Annotated in this window: 23 protein-coding genes and 1 pseudogene; 13 read left to right on the top strand and 11 right to left on the bottom strand. The window is 70.2% G+C overall.

Annotated elements, in window-relative coordinates:
• Positions 1-200 precede the first annotated feature (200 nt).
• Together L2X99_RS01810 and L2X99_RS01805 are read right to left on the bottom strand one after the other, a co-directional pair.
• On the bottom strand, positions 201-920 hold the full coding sequence (locus L2X99_RS01810; protein ID WP_236135891.1) for a M23 family metallopeptidase: 720 nt from the start codon (positions 918-920) through the stop codon (positions 201-203).
• A gap of 366 nt (positions 921-1,286) precedes the next feature.
• Positions 1,287-1,988, bottom strand: a complete 702-nt coding sequence (locus L2X99_RS01805) for a metal-dependent transcriptional regulator (protein ID WP_236125308.1) — start codon at positions 1,986-1,988, stop codon at positions 1,287-1,289.
• A gap of 100 nt (positions 1,989-2,088) precedes the next feature.
• On the opposite strand from L2X99_RS01805, the gene serC reads away from it, so the two are divergent.
• Complete coding sequence (serC, locus tag L2X99_RS01800) at positions 2,089-3,201, top strand: phosphoserine transaminase (RefSeq protein WP_236135556.1); 1,113 nt, start codon at positions 2,089-2,091, stop codon at positions 3,199-3,201.
• A gap of 242 nt (positions 3,202-3,443) precedes the next feature.
• On the opposite strand, the gene L2X99_RS01795 is transcribed toward serC, so the two are convergent.
• Together L2X99_RS01795 and L2X99_RS01790 are read right to left on the bottom strand one after the other, a co-directional pair.
• Positions 3,444-3,962, bottom strand: a complete 519-nt coding sequence (locus L2X99_RS01795; protein ID WP_236125309.1) for a DUF3027 domain-containing protein — start codon at positions 3,960-3,962, stop codon at positions 3,444-3,446.
• Positions 3,946-4,326, bottom strand: coding sequence for a cold-shock protein (locus tag L2X99_RS01790; protein ID WP_236125310.1), 381 nt, complete (start codon positions 4,324-4,326; stop codon positions 3,946-3,948). Before L2X99_RS01790 ends, L2X99_RS01795 begins: the two co-directional genes overlap by 17 nt.
• A 112-nt stretch (positions 4,327-4,438) precedes the next feature.
• Between L2X99_RS01790 and L2X99_RS01785 the strand changes: the two genes are divergently transcribed.
• From L2X99_RS01785 to L2X99_RS01770, 4 genes and pseudogenes are all read left to right on the top strand, one after another.
• The gene (locus L2X99_RS01785; RefSeq protein WP_236125311.1) at positions 4,439-4,744 is read left to right on the top strand and encodes a multidrug ABC transporter ATPase; all 306 of its coding nucleotides are present in this window, start codon (positions 4,439-4,441) and stop codon (positions 4,742-4,744) included.
• Between the two features lie 9 nt (positions 4,745-4,753).
• Positions 4,754-6,184 carry a helicase-associated domain-containing protein gene (locus tag L2X99_RS01780; protein WP_236135555.1) on the top strand — a complete coding sequence of 477 codons (1,431 nt, stop codon included), beginning with the start codon at positions 4,754-4,756 and terminating at the stop codon, positions 6,182-6,184.
• The gene (locus L2X99_RS01775; RefSeq protein ID WP_236135554.1) at positions 6,124-6,447 is read left to right on the top strand and encodes a hypothetical protein; all 324 of its coding nucleotides are present in this window, start codon (positions 6,124-6,126) and stop codon (positions 6,445-6,447) included. Before L2X99_RS01780 ends, L2X99_RS01775 begins: the two co-directional genes overlap by 61 nt.
• A 25-nt stretch (positions 6,448-6,472) precedes the next feature.
• Positions 6,473-8,115, top strand: a pseudogene (locus L2X99_RS01770) (DNA repair helicase XPB).
• A gap of 36 nt (positions 8,116-8,151) precedes the next feature.
• Here the strand turns inward: L2X99_RS01770 and L2X99_RS01765 are convergent.
• From L2X99_RS01765 to L2X99_RS01755, 3 genes are read right to left on the bottom strand one after another with little or no spacing between them, the layout of a single operon-like run.
• On the bottom strand, positions 8,152-8,304 hold the full coding sequence (locus L2X99_RS01765) for a hypothetical protein (protein ID WP_236125315.1): 153 nt from the start codon (positions 8,302-8,304) through the stop codon (positions 8,152-8,154).
• A gap of 10 nt (positions 8,305-8,314) precedes the next feature.
• A complete protein-coding gene (locus tag L2X99_RS01760) occupies positions 8,315-9,376 on the bottom strand; it encodes a CPBP family intramembrane glutamic endopeptidase (protein WP_236125316.1) in 1,062 nt (353 codons plus the stop codon).
• Between the two features lie 49 nt (positions 9,377-9,425).
• Positions 9,426-10,337, bottom strand: coding sequence for an alpha/beta fold hydrolase (locus tag L2X99_RS01755; RefSeq protein ID WP_236125317.1), 912 nt, complete (start codon positions 10,335-10,337; stop codon positions 9,426-9,428).
• A gap of 385 nt (positions 10,338-10,722) precedes the next feature.
• Here L2X99_RS01755 and L2X99_RS01750 point away from each other — a divergent pair, with 385 nt between their 5' ends.
• The 5 genes from L2X99_RS01750 to L2X99_RS01735 all read left to right on the top strand — a co-directional run bounded on the left by L2X99_RS01750 (position 10,723) and on the right by L2X99_RS01735 (position 13,826).
• A complete protein-coding gene (locus L2X99_RS01750; protein ID WP_236125318.1) occupies positions 10,723-11,001 on the top strand; it encodes a hypothetical protein in 279 nt (92 codons plus the stop codon).
• 7 nt (positions 11,002-11,008) lie between these two features.
• Positions 11,009-11,701 carry a response regulator transcription factor gene (locus L2X99_RS01745; protein ID WP_236125319.1) on the top strand — a complete coding sequence of 231 codons (693 nt, stop codon included), beginning with the start codon at positions 11,009-11,011 and terminating at the stop codon, positions 11,699-11,701.
• 15 nt (positions 11,702-11,716) lie between these two features.
• Complete coding sequence (locus L2X99_RS18075) at positions 11,717-12,118, top strand: hypothetical protein (RefSeq protein WP_236125320.1); 402 nt, start codon at positions 11,717-11,719, stop codon at positions 12,116-12,118.
• A complete protein-coding gene (locus L2X99_RS01740) occupies positions 12,064-13,422 on the top strand; it encodes a sensor histidine kinase (protein ID WP_329608107.1) in 1,359 nt (452 codons plus the stop codon). The genes L2X99_RS18075 and L2X99_RS01740 overlap by 55 nt, the downstream gene beginning before the upstream one ends.
• 116 nt (positions 13,423-13,538) lie before the next feature.
• The gene (locus tag L2X99_RS01735) at positions 13,539-13,826 is read left to right on the top strand and encodes a WXG100 family type VII secretion target (protein WP_236125321.1); all 288 of its coding nucleotides are present in this window, start codon (positions 13,539-13,541) and stop codon (positions 13,824-13,826) included.
• A gap of 205 nt (positions 13,827-14,031) precedes the next feature.
• Here L2X99_RS01735 and groL read toward each other — a convergent pair whose 3' ends face one another.
• The 3 genes from groL to L2X99_RS01720 all read right to left on the bottom strand — a co-directional run bounded on the left by groL (position 14,032) and on the right by L2X99_RS01720 (position 16,622).
• Entirely contained in the window at positions 14,032-15,648 is a 1,617-nt protein-coding gene (gene groL / locus L2X99_RS01730; protein ID WP_236125322.1) for a chaperonin GroEL, read from the bottom strand.
• Between the two features lie 108 nt (positions 15,649-15,756).
• Complete coding sequence (locus tag L2X99_RS01725) at positions 15,757-16,329, bottom strand: LytR C-terminal domain-containing protein (protein WP_236125323.1); 573 nt, start codon at positions 16,327-16,329, stop codon at positions 15,757-15,759.
• 35 nt (positions 16,330-16,364) lie between these two features.
• Complete coding sequence (locus L2X99_RS01720; protein WP_236125324.1) at positions 16,365-16,622, bottom strand: DUF3263 domain-containing protein; 258 nt, start codon at positions 16,620-16,622, stop codon at positions 16,365-16,367.
• Positions 16,623-16,743: 121 nt separating this feature from the next.
• Between L2X99_RS01720 and msrB the strand changes: the two genes are divergently transcribed.
• Both msrB and L2X99_RS01710 read left to right on the top strand, forming a co-directional pair.
• Entirely contained in the window at positions 16,744-17,148 is a 405-nt protein-coding gene (gene msrB, locus L2X99_RS01715; RefSeq protein ID WP_236125325.1) for a peptide-methionine (R)-S-oxide reductase MsrB, read from the top strand.
• A complete protein-coding gene (locus L2X99_RS01710; protein ID WP_236135553.1) occupies positions 17,145-17,684 on the top strand; it encodes a nitroreductase family protein in 540 nt (179 codons plus the stop codon). The genes msrB and L2X99_RS01710 overlap by 4 nt, the downstream gene beginning before the upstream one ends.
• Here L2X99_RS01710 and L2X99_RS01705 read toward each other — a convergent pair.
• The gene (locus tag L2X99_RS01705; RefSeq protein ID WP_268928539.1) at positions 17,681-18,625 is read right to left on the bottom strand and encodes a DMT family transporter; all 945 of its coding nucleotides are present in this window, start codon (positions 18,623-18,625) and stop codon (positions 17,681-17,683) included. The genes L2X99_RS01710 and L2X99_RS01705 overlap by 4 nt on opposite strands.
• A gap of 435 nt (positions 18,626-19,060) precedes the next feature.
• Between L2X99_RS01705 and L2X99_RS01700 the strand changes: the two genes are divergently transcribed.
• The gene (locus L2X99_RS01700) at positions 19,061-19,330 is read left to right on the top strand and encodes an SOS response-associated peptidase family protein (protein WP_236135552.1); all 270 of its coding nucleotides are present in this window, start codon (positions 19,061-19,063) and stop codon (positions 19,328-19,330) included.
• The last annotated feature ends 27 nt before the right edge of the window (positions 19,331-19,357 follow it).

The following is a 19,357-nucleotide window of genomic DNA, read 5'->3' as shown; positions in this document are numbered from 1 at the left end:
CAGCGCCCTTCGCGCTCGGTGGAACCGAGGCATCCGTGCGGACGATGCCGGAGCACCAGACGGCCAAGCGCATCCATGGTTCGGATGCTCGGCTTCTGATCCATCGGCTTCTCCCGCCTGTACGACGACGGGTTCAGGCTAACGCATGCGCGACACGCCCGGGCGAAATCGCGATGAACGCCCGGTGGCGTGTCGGCGGATCAGCCCGCGTTCGCGGCCAGCCAGCCGATCGGCTCGACCAGCGAGCCGTTGACCTCGACCTCGAAGTGCAGGTGCGAGCCGTAGGAGCGGCCGGTGTTGCCGCGCTTGCCGATGAACTGGCCGGCGGTGACGGTCTGACCGGCCTGCACGGCCCGCGAGCCGTAGATCATGTGCGCGTACGTGGTGGAGACGCGCTTGCCGCCCACCACGCCGTCGATGACGACGGCCACGCCGTAGCCGTAGTAGCTCTCGCTCGAGACCCGGACGCGTCCGCTGGTGGCGGCGAAGATGGGAGTGCCGGAAGGGCCGGCCATGTCGGCGCCGTTGTGGCCGCTGCCGAGCGTACGGCTGACGGTGTAGGAGCCTCGCGGAAGCGGGTAGCGCACCTCGCCCGAGCCCGCGGCGACGAGCTGCAGATCGGCGGTGCTGTAGGAGCTGCCGGCCGATGCGAGCCTCGCCTCGGCCGCCGCGCGCTTCTTGGCGGCCTCTTCGGCCTTCTTCTTCGCGATCTCCTGCGGCGTGGTCGCCGAGTAGTTGCCGCGCGCGATCGGCGCCGCGGTGGCTTCGGACGCCACGACCAGCGACTGCGCATCGTCGACGGCCGCCTGGCGCAGCGACGTGGCTGCGGAAGTGGCAGGCGCTGAGGTCGCGGCGTAGGCGGGGAGGGCGACAGCGGCGACGAGAGCGCCGACAGCAGCGAAGATCGCCACGGTCCGCATCGGCTTCACGTTTCGGGTCCTGGGCTTCGCCCCGCGCTTCGCGGGGGTGCGCTGTTCAGATGTCGTGTCGGGCTTCTCGATGTCTGCGGCCAAAAGGTGGTCCTCCTGCGCCTCCGCGCTTCGGGCAAGCGCAGGCTCGTCAACAAGTCGTCAGTCGCGCACGCAGATGTTGCGGCACGTTGTGCGTTCTCCGCGAAGACGACGAGCCCGGGAGGCGATCTTCACGTCAGTCATCGGCGGGCTTCTTCGCCGATAACCCGAACGACGTTACCGGAAGATAACGATTCTGTCACCCTGAGAACCTGGCAATCCCCAGGTTGAAGGTTGAAGGTCGTCGCAGATCAGCCGGGTCCCCCGAGGCACGGCTCAGGCGGGGTCGCCGACGAGGAAGATGTGCGAGGCCAGCTCGACGGGGAGCTCGAGGCCCTCCTCCTGACCCTCCATGCGGATCAGTACGTAACCCTCGTTGTAGCGGTAGTCGCCCTTCGCGCCCGGCACCACTCCCGCCTCACGAAGCTGCTCGAGCAGCTCGGGGTCGACCTGCGCGGGCTCGGCCAGTCGTCGCACCGTGCCGTCGATCGGCGCGCCCGCGGCATCCAGCTTCTTGACGAGACCGATCACGCCCTCATCGAACGTGCGCGCCGGAAGATCACCGAGCTGGTCCAGCCCGGGGATCGGGTTGCCGTAGGGCGACTCGGTCGGGTGGCCGAGCAGCTCGACGAGACGGCGCTCGACCTGCTCGCTCATCACGTGCTCCCAGCGGCAGGCCTCTTCGTGCACGAACGCCCAGTCCAGCCCGATCACGTCGGAGAGCAGCCGCTCGGCGAGACGGTGCTTGCGCATGACGTCGACCGCCTTGCGACGCCCGGCATCCGTCAGCTCCAGCGTTCGGTCCTCGGACACGACGACGAGTCCGTCGCGCTCCATGCGTCCGACGGTCTGCGACACCGTGGGACCGGAGTGGCCGAGCCGCTCGGAGATGCGGGCGCGCAGCGGCACGATGTTCTCCTCCTCGAGCTCGAGGATGGTGCGCAGATACATCTCGGTGGTGTCGATCAGGTCGGCCATGGATTTCCTCCGAAGTCTTCTTAGGCAAGCCTACATTCCCCTTCCGACACCGGGCGTCACAGGGGCGGGCGGTGATCGTCGCCGCACCTACAATCGATCCATGGCGATCGAGATCCCCCGAGAACTCCTGCCCGTCGACGGCCGCTTCGGCTGCGGTCCGTCCAAAGTGCGCCCCGAGCACGTCGCGGCTCTCGCCGAGATCGGCGCCTCGCTGCTGGGCACTTCGCACCGGCAGGCGCCGGTGAAGAACCTCGTCGGAAGCGTCCGCGAGCAGCTGGCTTCGCTGTTCCGGCTGCCGGACGGATACGAGATCCTGCTCGGCAACGGCGGATCGACGGCGTTCTGGGATGCGGCGGCATTCGGCCTGATCGAGAACAGGGCGCAGAACCTGGTGTTCGGCGAGTTCGGCGGCAAGTTCGCCAAGGCCGCCGCCGCGCCCTGGCTGCAGGCGCCCGACGTGCGCACGGCCGAGCCGGGATCGCGGACCGACGCCGAGATCGTCGACGGCATCGACGTCTACGCCTGGCCGCACAACGAGACCTCGACCGGTGTCGCCGCGCCGGTGCGCCGCGTCGCCGCCGAGGGCGCACTGACGGTCGTCGACGCGACGAGCGCGGCCGGCGGCATCGACGTCGACATCGCCGACACCGACATCTACTACTTCGCACCGCAGAAGAACTTCGCCTCCGACGGCGGGCTGTGGCTCGCTGCGGCATCCCCGGCGGCGATCGAGCGCATCGAGCGCATCGCCGCTTCGGACCGCTACATCCCCGAGTTCCTCAGCCTGAAGAACGCCGTGGACAACTCGCGTCTGAACCAGACGCTGAACACTCCCGCCCTCGCGACGCTGCACCTGCTCGACAGCCAGCTGCGCTGGATGCTCGAGAACGGCGGGCTCTCCTGGGCGGCATCCCGCACAGCCGAGTCCTCCGGCGTCCTCTACGACTGGGCGGCGGCATCGCAGGTCGCGACGCCGTTCGTCGCCGACCCTGCCGACCGCTCCCCTGTCGTCGTGACGATCGACTTCGACGAGAGTGTCGACGCGGCGGCCGTCGCGAAGGAACTGCGTGCGAACGGCGTCGTCGACACCGAGCCGTATCGCAAGCTCGGCCGCAACCAGCTGCGCATCGCGACGTTCGTCTCCATCGAGCCCGACGACGTCCGACAGCTGACCCGCTCGATCGACTACGTGCTGGAGCGCACAGCCGGCTGAGTTCCGGCCGGACCTCCAGCGGGTTCGCGCCACTCCTTCCTGCCTGCGCGCCGCGTATCGGCGCAGCGCGAGCAGGGAGAAGCAGCGCGAACCGGCCGTGACGCAGCGATCTGCAGCGCGAGCGGAGAAGAGCAGCGCGAACTGTGGTGGCCGCTCGTCGCACCGCCGGTGGTCTCCCCAGCGCCGAGGCCCCTCCTGATCGGCGAATCAGAAGGGGCCTCGGCGACGGAATCGGGTTCCGACTACTCTTCCTCGTCGGCTTCCTCGTCGGCGGACGAGTCATCGTCGGACGACTCATCGAGCTCGTCGATGTCGACGCCGTCCAGATCGCCGGCGTGCAGCAGATCGGACACGTCGTCGTCGGAATCGAGCTCGTCATCCTCCGCATCCAGGTCGCCCTCGGCCTCCTCCACGGCTTCGCCGGAAGCCGCCTTCTCGGCCAGCTCGGCCTGGTGCGCGCGGTACTCGGCGAGACGCTCGGCCCACGGCACCCAGTCCGGGGCGAGCAGCGCGCCGTCGCCGGGCAGCAGCTCGACCTCGAGCACGGTCGGCTCCGCGCCGTCGAGCTGAGCGACGGTCACCGTCCAGTACCAGCCCGGATACCCGGGAAGACGGTTCTCGAAGCGCAGCGAGACGGCGCCGTCGTCCTCGACGGTGTGACCGGCGGCCGGGCCGACGGTCGCGGGCGCCGTGACCTCGTGCAGTGCGGCGAGCGCCAGCTCACGAGAGGCGGTGGCGAGGTCTTCAGGCGTCGAGGTCATCAGCCACCTTGCGGAGCACGGCCGCGATCTTGCGACCCTGGGCGGACGAGGGGTAGCGGCCGCGACGCAGGTCGCCGCCGATGCCGTCGAGCAGCTTCACGAGATCCTCGACGATGATCGCCATGTCGTCGGCCGGCTTGCGCTTGACCTTGGCCAGGCTCGGCGGAGCGTCCAGGACGCGCACCGACAGCGCCTGAAGACCTCTCTTGCCGTCCGCCACTCCGAACTCCACCCGGGAGCCGGACTTCACGGCCGTCCCCGCGGGCAGGGCAGAGGCGTGCAGGAAGACGTCCTGGCCGTCATCGGTGGAGATGAAGCCGAACCCCTTCTCGTCGTCGTAGAACCTGACCTTGCCGGTGGGCATGCGAACAACCTCTTCTGATGTGCAAGACGAAGACGTCGCGCGGCTGCGCGACACCGTCAAGCCTACCGGGTGAGCGCAGCCCGGGCCGCGGGCAGGGACTAGTCTGAGAAGGATGAGTGCGCAGCGGAGAAGGCCGGACGACAGGAAGCCGAGCGATGAGGTGCCCGACGTCCCGGTCCGCACGATCGACAAGATCCTCGCCTACACCGCGCTCGGGCTCGCCGGGGCATCCGTGCTCTGCTTCTTCGCGATCATCATCGGCACGGCCACGGGCATGAGCCAGGAGGCGTTCGCCCACGGAGCGTGGCCGTTCATCGCCGGACTGCCCCTGTACGGACTGCCACTGGCGTTCGTCATGATCATCGCTCTGCTGATCATGAGCTTCGTCCGCAAGGGACGCGCGGCGAAGCGGTCCTGAGGACGAGGAATGAGCACCCACGCGCGCCCGCTCGCCGTCAGGCTGGCTGCGGCGAGCGATGACGAGCTGACCGCACTGTTCCTGGCACGGGGTGTCAGAACCGACGCTCCCTGGCAGGACTTCTTCGACGCGGCCGAGGCGCTGCTCGAACCGGCCTCGATCGAGCGTGCGCTGGTCTCCCTGCCCCTGGCCGACGCCGCTGCGCTGCTGGACGCCACCCGAGGCGGCGCGCAGTCCGTCCTCCGCCTGACCGCGCTCGCCCTGCAGGATCCTTCCGGGGCTGTGCCGGTTCCCGTGGCGGAGCATGTCGCCGGGCGCACACTGCCGGACACCGCCGACGAGAAGCCCCCGGTCGCGGCGTCCGAATCGGAGTCCGCCCCGATCGCCGAGCGCGCGTTCACCACCGCATCACGCATCGCCGACATGCTCCTGGTCGCTCGCGAGGCCCCGCTGGGGCTGCTCGCGACCGGTTCGCTCGCCGCCGGGGAGAAGAAGCGTCTCGCAGAGGCGGGGATCGGTCAGGACGCCGACGATCTGCGCACGATCGCCGAGGATGCCGGGCTGCTGCGTGCGAGCGAGCGCCGGGTGCAGGTGACGACCGAGGCGGATGCCTGGCTGAGCCTGCCCTTCGCCGACAGGTGGGCGCGGCTGGCCACAGCGTTCCGAGAGGCGCTTCCGGCGGGCGCTCGCGACGGGGACGGCTGGCTGCCACCCGCCGCCTGGCTGCACGCCTACCCCTGGGACCCGTCCTGGCCGGAGCGGGGAGAGGGACTGCGGCGCCGTGCGCTCCTGCTCGGGCTGATGACGGCGGCCGGCACCGAGCCGGAGTGGGCTGCGGCACTGCGACGCGGCGATCGCGTCGACACGACGGCTCTCGAGCGGCTGGTGCCCGCCGAGGTCGACAGGGTGTTCCTGCAGAACGATCTGACCGCCATCGCGCCCGGACCGCTGCAGTCGGGACTCGAGGTCCGGCTGCGGGGCATGGCCGAACGCGACTCCGCGCAGTCCTCGTCGTACCGCTTCACGGCGGAGTCGATCGATCGCGCACTGATCGAGGGCGAGACCGAGGCATCCGTCCTCGACTTCCTCGGGCGCTCTCGCTCACCGGCCTGCCCCAGCCGCTGGCGTACCTGGTCGGGCAGACCGCGCAGCGTCACGGTCTGGTGCGGGTGTGGGCGTCGGAATCCGGAACCGTGGTCACCAGCAGCGACCCGCACCTGGTCGAGGCCATCGGCGTCGACAGGGGCCTGCGTCCGCTCGGCCTCACCGCCGAGGACGGCATGCTGGTCTCGCGCGTCAGCGCCGAGACGGTGTACTGGGCGATGGTGGACGCGCGCTACCCGGCGACGCTCGTCGACTCCTCGGGTGCGGCGGTCTCGATGCGTCGTACGCCTCCGGTCGACACGATCCCTCGCCCTGCGCCGTCCTACGCGGCGCTGATCGCCCGCCTGCGCGAGCGTCAGGGTCCGGATGCGGATGCCGCCTGGCTGGATCGCGAGCTGGAGGCCGCGGTGCGGGCCAAGGCCCTGCTGATCGTCGACGTCGGGATGCCGGACGGCTCGACACGGGAACTCGTCCTGGAGGCCACCGGCCTCGGCGGCGGTCGCCTGCGCGGCCTGGACCGCGGCGCGGATGTCGAGCGGACGCTGCCGGTGCGCAGCATCCGGGCCGTGCGCCTGGCCGACGCCACGACGCCGGGGTGATGAGCGACCGCTAGACTGGACAGCTATGTCTGACGGCCCCCTCATCGTCCAAAGCGACCGCACCGTGCTGCTCGAAGTCGCGCACGCCGACGCCGAGACCGCCCGGCACGAGCTCGCGATCTTCGCCGAGCTGGAGCGGGCGCCCGAGCATATCCACACCTACCGGATCACCCGGCTGGGGCTGTGGAACGCCCGCGCCGCCGGGCATTCCGCCGAGGACATGATCGAGACCCTCGACCGCTGGTCGCGCTTCCCGGTGCCGCCGTCGGTGGCGGTCGATCTGCGCGAGACCGTGAACCGGTACGGCCGGCTCGTCATCGAGCGCGACGACGAGGGCGCGCTCATCCTGCGTTCCACCGACCCCGCCGTGCTCACCCAGGTCGCCGGCAACAAGCGCATCCAGCCTCTGCTGATCGGGCATCCCTCCCCCGACACGTTCGTCGTGGACGCCTGGGCCCGCGGCCAGATCAAGCAGGAGCTGCTGAAGATCGGCTGGCCCGCGGAGGACCTCGCCGGCTACACGCCGGGCACCCCGCACGAGATCGAACTCGACGAGGACGGCTGGGCGATGCGCCCGTACCAGCGCGAGGCGGTCGACGCCTTCGCCAAGGACGGCTCGGGGTCGTCGTGCTCCCGTGCGGCGCCGGCAAGACGATCGTGGGCGCCGCCGCCATGGCCGCGACCAAGACCACCACCCTCATCCTGGTGACCAACACGGTCTCGGCCCGGCAGTGGCGCGACGAGCTGCTCAAGCGCACCTCGCTCACCCCCGAGGAGATCGGCGAGTACTCCGGTCAGGCCAAGGAGGTCAGGCCGGTCACGATCGCGACCTATCAGATCCTCACCGCGAAGCGGAAGGGACAGTACGCGCACCTCGCACTGCTGGATGCGATGGACTGGGGCCTCATCGTCTACGACGAGGTGCACCTGCTGCCCGCCCCGGTCTTCAAGCTCACCGCCGACCTGCAGGCGCGTCGCCGCGTGGGACTGACCGCGACGCTGGTCCGCGAGGACGGCCGCGAGGGCGACGTGTTCAGCCTGATCGGGCCGAAGCGATTCGACGCCCCCTGGAAGCAGATCGAGGCGCAGGGCTTCATCTCGCCGGCCGCCTGCTACGAGGTGCGCGTCGACCTGCCGCCGGGAGACCGGCTGGAGTACGCCGCGGCGACCGACGACGAGCGCTACCGTCTGGCGGCATCCGCTCCGGCGAAGATCCGCGCGGTGAAGGAGCTCATCGAGAAGCACCCCGACGAGCAGGTGCTCGTGATCGGGCAGTACCTCGACCAGCTGGACGTGCTGGCCGATGCTCTCGGCGCTCCGCAGATCACCGGCGCCACGCCGGTGGACGAGCGGGAGGTGCTGTACCAGCAGTTCCGCACCGGCGAGATCAAGGTGCTGGTCGTCTCGAAGGTCGCGAACTTCTCGGTCGACCTGCCGGAGGCGTCGGTGGCGATCCAGGTCTCCGGGTCGTTCGGCTCCCGGCAGGAGGAGGCGCAGCGCCTCGGCCGGCTGCTGCGTCCGAAGCAGACCGATCACACGGCGAGCTTCTACACGCTGGTGGCGCGCGACACCGTCGATCAGGACTACGCGCAGAACCGACAGCGCTTCCTCGCCGAGCAGGGATACAGCTACACGATCATGGACGCCACCGACCTGCAGGCGGCCTGACTCCGTCAGGCATTCCGTCTCGGTCGCTCCGCTCCCTCACTCGACGGCCGGAAGCGGTCCGGGCTCCTCGCCGGGCGTCAGGCCGCACCGCCAGCAGGGTCCGGCGAGGTCGTTGAGCAGTGCTCCGCACTCCGGGCAGACCTGCGCGAGCCAGCACGCGGAGTCCCCGCCGCACTCGTCCTCGTCCACTCTCCGGATGCTACGCCTGCGCGGGTGCGGTCGGGGCCGGCCAGCGCAGGACGCGCGTCCGCACGACCGGCGTGCGGCGCTGCAGCCATTCGATCGCCGCCACCGAGGCGCCGAGCACGAGCACCGAGACCAGCAGGTCGACGGGGCCGCCGCCGGACGAGTTCGCGTCCGCGAGCCCGAATGACGACAGCAGGAAGATGCTGACGTTGTTGACCACGTGCAGGGCGATGCCCGCCTCCAGACCACCGGTGCGCCAGGTCAGCCATCCTGCGGCGAGCGCGAAGACACCGACGCTGAGCAGACCCCAGACGTCGTAGAGGTGGCCGAACACGAACAGCGGCAGAGGCAGCAGGATCGCGAAGGCCGGATGCTTCAGCCAGGAGCCGATCGTCTGCATGAGGAATCCGCGGAACACGTACTCCTCGGTCGCGGACTGCAACGGCACGAGCAGGACGACCAGCAGCAGCATCGGCCAGGGCTGCGAAGCGCCGCCGGTGACGACGAGGTCGTCGCCCCGCAGCGCGGAGACGGCGGTCTGGATGCCGGTCCCCACGGCGAAGACCGCTGCGGCGAGACCGAGGCAGCGCAGCATCCATCCCCAGCGCAGCCTCCCCGTCACCGATGAGAGCAGGCCGACGCCGCGGCCGGCGACCACGCGCGAGGCGATCAGCAGCGCGGGCAGCATGAGGATGATCGAGAGCATCGCGATCACGAACGTCACGGGCTCGTTCAGGTCGAGGCCGTCGGGGTCGGCCAGGCGCAGGGCCACGGTGGCGACCTCCGGCACGAAGGCCGCCATCACGGCGAAGGGGATGGCCAGCACGACGACCATGCCGATGTACAGGGCGATCCCCAGCAGCGCCACGAGGAGAGGCCGCCACCAGCGCGGCCGTCGCGCGCGGGCGACGTTCAGCCGATGGTACTCGGCCTCCAGGGTGACCTCGGGCCACGACGCCGAGCCGATCGGCGCGGGCGGCGGAGTGACAGCAGACCTCGATGCGGATGGCGAGACGCTCGGCGCCGGCGGCGGGGGCGGCGGGAAGGAGGGCGCGGCAGGGTCCGAGGGAAGCATGCTTCGATCCTCGCGGATCGGAGCGGCCGACGCATCTTCGCGATCCGGATCAGGACGACGTCTCCGCATCGAGCGTCGTGGGCTCGTCCGTCCGCGCGAACCACTCCAGCGCAAGTTCCGCGACCTCCTCCGGTGCGTCATCCGTGAGGAAGTGCGCGGCGTCGTCGACGTACGCGAACTCGATCCGGTCGGCGAACCGCTCGTGTCCGCGCGTGATCCGGCGCACGTTCTTCTCGGAGAACGGCCCGTCGTCCCTCCCGAACACGCAGAGCGTGGGCGGCCGCAGCCGCATCCGCCGATAGGTGCCGCCCGCGAGCCGCATCGATTCGGGGATCACCAGGCCGCGGAAGATGGTGCGCACGCTCGCGAGCACCTCCGGCCGCCGCTCGACGACCAGATAGGACGACAGCTCGTCCTCGGTCAGCGGATGCGTCAGGTAGGCGGGCCCGAACAGGTAGCGCATGGAGGCGGGCGGACGATGCACGAGCAGCTTCGGCATGTGCCGGAACGCCGGCACGATCCCCGGCGTGAAGGCGAAGAACCCTGGTGGAACCGAGAGCTGCACCATCGGGCCGACCCGCTCCGGATGGGCGTACGCGAGCTGCATCGCCGAGATGGCACCCATGTCGTGGCTGATCACTCGGGTGCGCACGATCCCGAGCTCATCGAGCAGCGCGATCACGTCCCGCAGGTGGCTCTCCCGGTCCATACCCGGCGCATCGGCGGCGGTCCAGCCGCATCCGCGCAGGTCGGGGCAGACCGCGCGGTATCCGTGCCGGGCCAGTTCCGGGGCGATCCGCCGCCACTGCCACCAGTGCTCGGGGAAACCGTGCAGCAGCAGCACCGGCTCACCCTCGCCGATCGTCGCGACGTGCATCCGCACGCCGGGCAGTCGGAGAACCCGATGCTCGAACCCCGGCGCGTCCGGCAGCGGCGGCTCCCACTCGCTGTGCTCGTTCATGCCACATGATCGTACTACGTTCGTAGTTCCTTGTCACTATGCCTCTAGTGACAATAGGCTCGACGCGTGAGCAGCATCCGTCAGCGTGTCCTCGACGCGGCCGTCACCCTCGTCGGCACCGAGGGCGTGCGCGCGCTCACGCACGGACGGGTGGATGCTGCGGCCGCCATCCCTCCCGGCTCCACCTCCAATCACTTCCGCACCCGCGCTGCCCTGGTCGCCGGTGTCATCGAGTGGATCGCCGAGCAGGAGCGTGCGGACGGCGGCATCCTGCGGATCACCACGGAACAGGAGCTGGTGGAGGCCCTCACTCGGATGATCGAGGTGCAGTCCGGCCCGCTCGCGGCCAGGACCAGGGCGCGCTACGCCCTCTTCCTCGAGGCGGATGCCGCCGGCATCCGGCCCCCTGCGCGACCAGCGCGCACGCTTCGAGGAATGGACCCGCGCCATCCTCGGCACGCTCGGCGGTGCGGATGCCGCCGCCAGGGCGCCCTTCCTGATGGCCGCCGGAGAGGGGCTGCTGCTGCACCGGATCACCGTCGATCCGGGCGCGCCGGTGCGGCCGATAGTCGCGGCCGCCGTGGCCGGAGCCCTGCGTCCCGGCACGGCGAGTCCTGCCGACTTCCGCGGACAATCAGCCACGGCGCGGGCCGAGTCACCATAATGGGGTCATGACTGATGCGCGCATCCTGGTCGTCGACGACGAGCCGAACATCCGCGACCTGCTCTCCACGGGTCTCAGCTTCGCCGGATTCCAGGTGAAGACCGTCGCCAACGGAGCGGCCACCATCTCCGCCGTCCTCGAAGAGGAACCCGATCTCATCATCCTCGACGTGATGCTGCCCGACATGAACGGCTTCAGCGTCACCAAGCGACTGCGCGGCGCCGGGTTCACCGCGCCGATCCTGTTCCTCACCGCCAAGGACGACACGCAGGACAAGATCGAGGGCCTGAACGCCGGCGGCGACGACTACGTCACGAAGCCGTTCAGCCTCGACGAGATCGTCGCCCGTGCGCAGGCCATCCTGCGCCGCACCATGCAGGCCGACGAGGAGTCGGTGATCCGCGCCGGCGAGCTGTCGATGGATCAGGACACCCACGACGTGTTCGTCGGCAAGGTGCCGATCGAGCTCAGCCCGACCGAGTTCAAGCTGCTGAAGTACCTCATGCTCAACCCCAACCGCGTGCTGTCGAAGGCGCAGATCCTCGACCACGTGTGGGAGTACGACTTCAACGGCGACGCCGGCATCGTGGAGAGCTACATCTCATACCTGCGCCGCAAGATCGATCCGCACACCGAGGAGTCGCTGATCCAGACCAAGCGCGGCTTCGGGTACATGCTCAAGGTCGGCAAGACCGTCTGACGCCCGGAGACCCCCATGGCGCACAGGTCAGATGCCGTCACCTCGTGGTGGCGGCGCATCAGCCTGCGCGCCAAGGTCACCGGCGTCACCGTCGCCGTCCTGGCCCTCGGACTGCTGGTCGCGGGGATCGGCACCGTGCCCATCCTGCGCAACGCGATGATCGGCAACATCAACGCGCAGCTGCCCGGTCTGGTCTCGACCAGCCAGGCCGACCGATTCTTCGCGGTCACCGTCGAAGAGGGCGAGCCCGCCTTCGCGCCGCGTGACGGCGCGGTCTCCCGCGCCGACTACTTCGCCGCCTTCTACGACACGTCCGGGACGAAGATCGCCGAGGCCGGCGGCCAGCCGGGGCGGAGCGCCCGGTGTTCCCGGAGACCTATACGCTGGCACAGGCGCAGTCCTCCGCCGATCAGGTGATCCCGCTGCAGGGCGAGGACGGCGGCGCGTTCAGCGCCGCTGCGGCGACGCAGGTGGCGGTGGGCGCCTCGGTGACCTACGTGCAGATCGTCGCGCTTCCGCTGGACGAGGCCGACCGGATCGTCGCGACGTACTTCGGCGTGTACACGACGGTCGCCCTGGTGACCATCCTCATCGCCGCGCTGCTCACCCGCGGGCTGGTCACCCTGACCTTCCGGCGACTGGGACAGGTCGAATCCACGGCCATGTCGATCGCCGCCGGCGATCTCAGCCAGCGCCTCACCGATCTCGAGCCGACCACAGAGGTGGGCCGGCTCAACTCGGCGATCAACACCATGCTCGATCGCGTGGACGGCGCGATCGCACAGCGCGATCGCACGGTGCAGCACATGCGCAGGTTCATCGGCGATGCCAGCCACGAGCTGCGCACCCCCCTGGTCAGCGTGCGCGGCTACGCCGAGCTGTACCGCATGGGCGCCATCCGCGGCGATGAGGATGTCGCGAGAGCGATGGAGCGGATCGAGAAGGAGGCCATCCGCATGGGCGCGATGGTCGAGGATCTGCTCGCGCTCGCACGACTGGACGAGGATTCCGGCCGCTCGCTCGAGATCATGCCCCTCGACCTGCGTCCGATCGCCCGCGACGCCGCGCTCGACATGCGTGTGACCGCACCTGGGCGGACCGTGACCGTCGTCGACAACACCCTCGACCAGGCCGAGCCTCCGGTCGCGCAGCCGGCACCGCCGGTCTCATCAGCTCCGGACGGGCAGAGGCCACGCGGCCTCACCGGTGCCACCTTCGCGCGCCTGCGTCGTCGCCCGCGCACCGAGATCGTCCCGCAGATCGACTTCCACGAGACGCTGGACATCCCCGTGCGCACACCGCCGATCGTGCTCGGCGACGACAACAAGGTGCGGCAGGTCGTGACCAACCTGCTCGGCAATGCACGGCGCTTCTCGCCCGAGGACAGCCCGATCGAGATCATCGTCGGTGTGGACAGGCTGCGCGGGATCGGCACGATCGCGATCGCCGACCACGGCGAGGGCGTACCGCCGCAGATCAGGGACCAGATCTTCGAGCGGTTCTGGCGCGCGGACACCTCGCGCGCCAGGGAGACCGGCGGCTCCGGACTCGGCCTGGCGATCGTGTCGTCGATCATCGAGGCGCTGAACGGCTCGGTGCGCGTCGAGGAGACTCCCGGAGGCGGCGCGACGTTCATCGTCGCGCTGCCGCTGGCTCCGCCGAGGGCGACGCCGGAGCATCTGCTCGAGGAGACCCAGCCGATCGAGCCGCTGGATCTCTGACCCACTCGTCCTCCCCCTTCGGCGATTCTCGCGGACTCTCCCGGATGCCGCGAATCCGGCGTTCCCGCTGCCCCGCCTCGCCCTATCGTCGGAAGCCCCAACGAGAGGAGACCCTCATGTCCGTCTTCACCGTCGACACCGACGCCGTCCACGCCGCGCACGGCGCGACACGCGCCACGATCGAACGCCTGCAGTCCGAGTCGGCCGCGCTGATGTCGCAGCTGACCCAGCTGCAGTCGTCGTGGACGGGGAGCGCCTCGGTCGCATTCCAGAACTGCAGCGAGCAGTGGCGCGGCGCGCAGCTGCACGTCGAGCAGGTGCTCGCGTCGATCGGCACGGCACTGGGCTCGGCTGCCACGCAGTACGCCGATGCCGACCAGTACTCGGCGAACCTGTTCCGCTGAGCCCGGGTTCGGGCGGATTCTCGCGTTCGGGGCAGCGCAGCACCGCCCCATCTGTGAGAATCCGCCCCAAACGGAACGCAGAACGCCCCCGGCCGCAGCCGGGGGCGTTCTGTGTGTGTCGGTCTAGGGTTTCGACTCGCTTCGCTCGCTCAACCTTGACCCGACTCGGGCTCAACGCCGCTTCGCGTCATTGAGCCCTCGCGCGTCAAAAGTCCATGCCGCCGGTCGGGTCGGCCGGGACGGCCGGGGCCTTCTCGGGCTTGTCGGCCACGACCGCCTCAGTGGTGAGGAACAGGCCGGCGATCGACGCGGCGTTCTGCAGCGCCGAGCGGGTGACCTTGGCCGGGTCGATGATGCCCTGTGCGAACATGTCGCCGTACTCGCCGGTCGCGGCGTTCAGGCCCTGGCCCGCGGGGAGCTCGGCAACCTTGTGCGCGACGACGCCGGCCTCGAGGCCCGCGTTGATGGCGATCTGCTTCAGCGGAGCCTCGATGGCGACGCGGACGATGTTCGCGCCGGTGGCCTCGTCGCCCTCGAGCTCGAGGGTGTCGAGCACCTTGGCCGACTGCAGCAGCGCCACGCCACCACCGGGGACGATGCCCTCCTCGACGGCGGCCTTCGCGTTGCGGACGGCGTCCTCGATGCGGTGCTTGCGCTCCTTGAGCTCGACCTCGGTGGCCGCGCCCGCCTTGATGACGGCAACACCGCCGGCGAGCTTGGCGAGGCGCTCCTGCAGCTTCTCGCGGTCGTAGTCGCTGTCGGTGTTCTCGATCTCGCGGCGGATCTGGGTCACGCGGCCCTCGATCTGCTCCGCCTCGCCGGCGCCCTCGACGATCGTGGTCTCGTCCTTGGTGACGATGACCTTACGGGCACGGCCGAGCAGGTCGAGGGTGGTGTTCTCGAGCTTGAGACCGACCTCCTCGGTGATGACCTGGCCGCCGGTGAGGATCGCGATGTCCTGCAGCTGCGCCTTGCGACGGTCGCCGAAGCCCGGGGCCTTGACGGCGACGGACTTGAAGATGCCGCGGATCTTGTTCAGCACCAGGGTCGCGAGAGCCTCGCCCTCGACGTCCTCGGCGATGATGACGAGCTCCTTGCCGTCCTGGATCACCTTGTCGACGACGGGCAGAAGGTCCTTGATGTTGCCGATCTTCTGGTTCGCGATGAGGATGTACGGGTCCTCGAAGACGGCCTCCTGGCGCTCCGGGTCCGTGACGAAGTACGGGTTCAGGTAGCCCTTGTCGAAGCGCATGCCCTCGGTGAGCTCGAGCTCGGTGCCGAAGGTCTGCGACTCCTCGACGGTGACGACGCCCTCCTTGCCCACCTTGTCGATGGCCTCGGCGATCAGCGCGCCGATCTCGGGGTCGGCGGCGGAGATCGACGCGGTGGCGGCGATCTGGTCCTTGGACTCGACCTCCTTGGCGGTGGCGAGCAGGTCGGCGGTGATGGCCGCGACGGCCTTCTCGATGCCCTTCTTCAGGCTGATCGGGTCGGCGCCGGCCGCGACGTTGCGCAGGCCTTCGCGGACCAGCGCCTGGGCGAGGACCGTGGCGGTGGTGGTGCCGTCACCGGCGACGTCGTCGGTCTTCTTCGCGACCTCCTTGACGAGCTCCGCGCCGATCTTCTCGTACGGGTCGTCGAGTTCGATCTCCTTGGCGATGGAGACGCCGTCGTTCGTGATCGTGGGGGCGCCCCACTTCTTCTCGAGCACGACGTTGCGGCCGCGCGGGCCGAGGGTCACCTTGACGGCGTCGGCCAGGGTGTTCAGGCCGCGCTCGAGACCGCGACGGGCCTCCTCATCGAAAGCGATGATCTTTGCCATGAGTTGTGTCGTCCCTCCTGGACGTAGACGTTGGGGTTAGCACTCGCAGTAAGCGAGTGCTAACGCCATTCTGGCACTCGACCATGGAGAGTGCAAGCCGCGAGGACGCTACTCGGCCGGGGTCTCCGGAGCCTTCGTGCTTCGGTCGGTGCCGATCACCACGGTGAGCTGCTTGCCGCCGGAATCGTTGAGGTCCTTGTAGACGTCGCTCTTCTGCACCTCGGCGCCGCCGATCGCCCCCGCCAGCCCGATCGCGGCCGCCTCATCGGCGTCCTCGACGTAGTAGACGGTCGTCGTCGGGAAGTCGCTGGTGGAGGCGTCGCTGCTCGAGATGCTGGTGCCGTCCCAGCCCGCCTTGATCAGCTGATCGCGCACCTGGCCGTCCAGGCTGCCGTCCGAGGTCGCGTTGAGGATCAGCACGGCGTACGAGGTGTCCACGACGCCGGTCTCCTCCGGCGCGGCCGTCGCGACCTGGCTGGGCGGCGTGTCGCCGCCGAACGAGATGCGTCCCATCGCCAGCAGCGAGCCGAAGATCCCGAGGACGACGAGCACGAGCACGGCAGCGGCGGACCACAGCAGCACGACCCATCCGTTCATGCCCGGGGCCTCTGCGCGGTGCGCTCCGACGCGTCCCGTCGCGTGAGGGACGTCGTCGAACCGGTCATGACTGGGCTTGGACACCCCTCGATGCTAGGGCACGATCCTGTACCGGGCCGTCAGCCGACGAAACCGCGCATCCTCGCGACGCGCCGGTCGGTGCGGGCGTCGCGGATGCGACGCAGCCGGCGCACCAGCAGCGGATCGAACTCGACCGCCTGCTCCGTCTCGATGAGACGACCGAGCAGCTGGTAGTACCGCGCCGGGCTCATCCCGAGCTGGGCTCGGATGGTCTCCTCCTTCGCGCCGCCGTGCCGCGGCCACGCGGCTTCGAGGGCGAGGATCGCGCGGTCGCGATCGGTGAGATCTCCGAGCATGGCCCCAGGCTACGCGGCATCCGCTCTCGTGCCTGCGCGCCACTCCCGAGCTGCGCGAGGGAGAGCGCGGCCGGAATCGCGCGGTCGCGCCGCTCGTCGCGAAGCGAGAGACAATGGATGCATGGCCTACGACGTGGACAAGACGGAATCGGAATGGCGGGACGAGCTCGGCGATGCCGAGTACGCGGTGCTGCGCGAGGCGGCGACCGAGCGCCCGTGGACCGGCGAGCTGCTCGACGAGAAGCGGGACGGCCTGTACCGGTGCGGCGCCTGCGGCGCCGAGCTGTTCCAGAGCGGCACCAAGTTCGACAGCGGATGCGGGTGGCCGAGCTTCTACGAGTCGGTCCGCCCCGAGGCGGTGAAGCTGATCGAGGACCGCAGCCTGGGCATGGTGCGCACCGAGGTGCGCTGCGCGGCGTGCGGCTCGCATCTCGGTCACGTGTTCCCGGACGGATTCGGCACCCCGACCGGCGACCGCTACTGCATGAACTCGCTGGCGCTGTCGTTCAGCCCCGACGAGTCGTGAGCGCCCTCGACGCCGTACGGTCGCGGCAGTCCTGGTCGAAGGTCACCGACGACGCCCCGACGCACGAGCAGCTGCTGTCTCTGGTCGGAGCGGCGGGCAGGGTGGCCGACCACTCGTCGCTGCGCCCGTGGCGCCTCATCGAGCTGCGCGGCACCGACCGCGACCGCCTGGGGGCCGCGATCGCCAAGGCGCAGGGTGATGACAGGCCCTCCTCGAAGCCGCTGCGCGCCCCGCTGCTGATCGCCGTCGTGGTCAGCCCGCGCAAGAGCGAGAAGGTGCCGTACTGGGAGCAGGAGGCCGTGGCATCCGGTGTCGCGCACACCTTGAGCCTGCTGCTGGACGAGGCCGGCTGGGGCGTGATCTGGCGTACCGGCCACTACACCCGCTCGAAGGCCGTCGCGAAGGCGCACGGCCTGAAGAAGAAGGAGCAGCTGCTGGGCTGGCTGTACGTCGGCGGAAAGCCCGCGGGCAAGGGCGGAGGTCGCCGCAAGGCGATCGATGCCGAGAGCGTGCTCGGCCGGATGCCGCGGGACTAGTCCCGGCGACGGCGGCGCGGCAGCGCCACGACGACCGACGCGACGGCGACCAGGACCATCAGGATGAGCTGCCAGGCCGCGGGCCCGGCCGGCGGCGGCCAGATGAGATCGATCACGATCGAGGTGCTCAGCTGCCCCAGGACCGATCCGAGTCCGAGCAGCAGCACACCGGTCTGCGCCACCAGGAACGCCCCGAGCAGGATGTAGGCGAAGCCGAGCAGCCCGCCGAGGTACAGCCACGGCTCGGCGGGCAGCGGCGCCGGCGGGCCGTCGACCGCGACGCTCACAGCAGCGGCGACCAGCAGCACCAGCGTTCCCGCGATGAAGCTCATCAGCGTCGCCGCGAGCGGCGACTCCACGCGCTGAGCCAGACGCCCGTTCGCGGCGGCCTGCCAGGCGATGCCGGCTCCGGCGAGGAAGGGCAGCAGCAGGAGCCAGAGCGGCGCCGAGGCCAGCACTCCCCCGCCCAGCGAGATGCCGACGGCGGCGAGAGCGAGCGCCCCGCCGGCGACCCGGCCGGGCGTGACCGCGACCACGCCCGCCGGCCCGACGCCCATGCGGTCGAGCACCAGTCCGTGCACGGTCTGACCCGCGACGACGCCGACGGTGAACAGCGACACCCCGAGCACCCCGGCGACCAGCCCCTGGGTGGAGACGGTGAGAGCGCCGCACGCGCCTCCGAGCAGCATCCAGACCGGGACGCTGCGGCTGCGCACGCCGGATGCCAGGCGACGCACCCCGGCTCGCCCTGCCGGCATCACGGCGATGACCACGACGAGCAGGATCAGCCCCGCGAGGAACGAGACCAGTCCGGCGACGATCCCGTCGCCCAGCCGTACGCCCAGCACTCCGTTGATGCGCGCCTGCACGGCGGTCATGGCGCCGATCGACACGGCGCCGCCCAGGGCGACGGGGGCGGGAAGACGGCGGGATCGGGTCACCGACCGACCCTATCGGTCGGACGTCGGCGGCCGGGTCTACGCTGGCGGCATGTGCGCCAGTTATGGTCTCGACCCGCGGTTCACCGACGCCGAGGAGCTCGCCGCCGCGGATGCCGCGATGCTGGAGGGCCTCCGGCACTGGGCCGAGCAGAACGCCGGCGAGACACTGCGTCCCACCGGCCGCAACCTGCGCAACCTCAACCCGGTCGTCCTGCCCGATGACGGCGCAGCCGCGCTCGAGCAGGCCTGGTGGGGGTTCCTCGTGAACGGTGCGCCGGCACGGTTCCCCTCGATCAACACCCGATCGGAGCGACTGCAGGAGAAGCCCGGGGCATTGCGCGGCCGGGCGATCGTGCCGTCCACGGGCTGGTACGAGATGCAGAAGCCCGAGCGCGTCTGGCACGAGTTCGGACTGGGCCGCGGGTGCTGTTCGGCATGGCCGCCATCACCCAGCGCGGGAAGGATCCCGACGGTGAGTGGCGCACCTGCTACTCGATCATCATGCGCCCGGCGCCCCCGCAGATCGCGCACATCCACGACCGGGTGCCGCTGCTGCTGCCGTCCTCGCTCCAGAGCGACTGGCTCACGGCCGACGGATCGCGTGGGCTCATCGATGAGGCGCTGATCGCTGCGGCATCCCTCGATGAGCGCATCGCCGCGGTCGCGCGCGCCGACGACAAGGGCGGCGACGGGATGCTGTTCTGAACAGGGCGGCCCGAACGGGGCGCGCCG

It is taken from the genome of Microbacterium sp. KUDC0406 (genome assembly GCF_021582875.1).
Lineage (GTDB): Bacteria > Actinomycetota > Actinomycetes > Actinomycetales > Microbacteriaceae > Microbacterium.
The sequence above is the reverse complement of the archived record's forward strand: the minus strand, read 5'-3'. Positions and strand labels throughout refer to the sequence as shown.

Excerpts from the sequence above, each read along its gene's own strand:
- L2X99_RS01810 (WP_236135891.1), bottom strand. The coding sequence starts at position 920 with ATGCGGACCGTGGCGATCTTCGCTGCTGTCGGCGCTCTCGTCGCCGCT.
- L2X99_RS01805 (WP_236125308.1), bottom strand. The coding sequence starts at position 1,988 with ATGGCCGACCTGATCGACACCACCGAGATGTATCTGCGCACCATCCTC.
- serC (WP_236135556.1), top strand. The coding sequence starts at position 2,089 with ATGGCGATCGAGATCCCCCGAGAACTCCTGCCCGTCGACGGCCGCTTC.
- L2X99_RS01795 (WP_236125309.1), bottom strand. The coding sequence starts at position 3,962 with ATGACCTCGACGCCTGAAGACCTCGCCACCGCCTCTCGTGAGCTGGCG.
- L2X99_RS01790 (WP_236125310.1), bottom strand. The coding sequence starts at position 4,326 with ATGCCCACCGGCAAGGTCAGGTTCTACGACGACGAGAAGGGGTTCGGC.
- L2X99_RS01785 (WP_236125311.1), top strand. The coding sequence starts at position 4,439 with ATGAGTGCGCAGCGGAGAAGGCCGGACGACAGGAAGCCGAGCGATGAG.
- L2X99_RS01780 (WP_236135555.1), top strand. The coding sequence starts at position 4,754 with ATGAGCACCCACGCGCGCCCGCTCGCCGTCAGGCTGGCTGCGGCGAGC.
- L2X99_RS01775 (WP_236135554.1), top strand. The coding sequence starts at position 6,124 with ATGCGTCGTACGCCTCCGGTCGACACGATCCCTCGCCCTGCGCCGTCC.
- L2X99_RS01760 (WP_236125316.1), bottom strand. The coding sequence starts at position 9,376 with ATGCTTCCCTCGGACCCTGCCGCGCCCTCCTTCCCGCCGCCCCCGCCG.
- L2X99_RS01755 (WP_236125317.1), bottom strand. The coding sequence starts at position 10,337 with ATGAACGAGCACAGCGAGTGGGAGCCGCCGCTGCCGGACGCGCCGGGG.
- L2X99_RS01750 (WP_236125318.1), top strand. The coding sequence starts at position 10,723 with ATGCCGCCGGCATCCGGCCCCCTGCGCGACCAGCGCGCACGCTTCGAG.
- L2X99_RS01745 (WP_236125319.1), top strand. The coding sequence starts at position 11,009 with ATGACTGATGCGCGCATCCTGGTCGTCGACGACGAGCCGAACATCCGC.
- L2X99_RS18075 (WP_236125320.1), top strand. The coding sequence starts at position 11,717 with ATGGCGCACAGGTCAGATGCCGTCACCTCGTGGTGGCGGCGCATCAGC.
- L2X99_RS01735 (WP_236125321.1), top strand. The coding sequence starts at position 13,539 with ATGTCCGTCTTCACCGTCGACACCGACGCCGTCCACGCCGCGCACGGC.
- groL (WP_236125322.1), bottom strand. The coding sequence starts at position 15,648 with ATGGCAAAGATCATCGCTTTCGATGAGGAGGCCCGTCGCGGTCTCGAG.
- L2X99_RS01720 (WP_236125324.1), bottom strand. The coding sequence starts at position 16,622 with ATGCTCGGAGATCTCACCGATCGCGACCGCGCGATCCTCGCCCTCGAA.
- msrB (WP_236125325.1), top strand. The coding sequence starts at position 16,744 with ATGGCCTACGACGTGGACAAGACGGAATCGGAATGGCGGGACGAGCTC.
- L2X99_RS01700 (WP_236135552.1), top strand. The coding sequence starts at position 19,061 with ATGGCCGCCATCACCCAGCGCGGGAAGGATCCCGACGGTGAGTGGCGC.